Genomic DNA, 633 nt, shown 5'->3' with positions numbered 1-633 from the left:
CGCCCCTCGGGCGGGCGGACCCGGTGGCGGGCGCCCACGATTGCGGTCCGGAGCGTTCGCTCCGGACTTGCCTAGGCGGCCCCCCCCTTCGTCATCCTCGTTGCCGCCTGGCGGCGGCTGCCTTCGGATTCCCTCGGGCGCATCGAGGTTGCCCGCCACCGGGTCCGCCCGCCCGAGGGGCTACGTGCGTCTAGGCTTGTCGCGCTGCTAGACCTGTGTGCAGGGAATGGAATCTGCGGGGCTGCCAGTTGCGGCCGCGCGGACGGCCACAACTGGCGTCTGTTCATTTGAACGTGTTGCGGGTGCGCTGCGCGCTGGTGGCGAGCGGTTTTCTAATGATTCCGCACCTCAGGGGGAGGGGCGGTGGTGGTCGGCGCGGCGTCAAGCGTTTTGCGCGTGACGACCTCTCGCGCCGACCACAAACAGTCGTGGTACGCACGCTGTTTCATGGGCGCATGATTGCGATGATCCCACGTCGCTGGGCAGCTTGTTCTGGCGCGGCATACGGCACGTTGCACATGAGGACTTCTCGCGTCGCCGCAAACAGTCGTGATGCCAACAGGCTTTCAATAGCAAACTATTCCGCCGCGCCCACACGCGAGAGCGTCATCATCCCGACGCAAGACGCCGCGC

The 633-nt window shown here is 66.8% G+C and carries 1 protein-coding gene; it reads left to right on the top strand.

Annotation, left to right across the window (positions count from 1 at the left end):
- Window positions 1–287: 287 nt before the first annotated feature.
- A partial coding sequence (locus tag DK459_RS30925; RefSeq protein ID WP_233256767.1) for a hypothetical protein occupies window positions 288–633 on the top strand: 346 nt, incomplete at its 3' end.

It is taken from the genome of Achromobacter sp. RW408 (assembly GCF_003184165.1).
GTDB classification, from domain to species: domain Bacteria; phylum Pseudomonadota; class Gammaproteobacteria; order Burkholderiales; family Burkholderiaceae_B; genus Achromobacter; species Achromobacter xylosoxidans.
The sequence above is the reverse complement of the archived record's forward strand: the minus strand, read 5'-3'. Positions and strand labels throughout refer to the sequence as shown.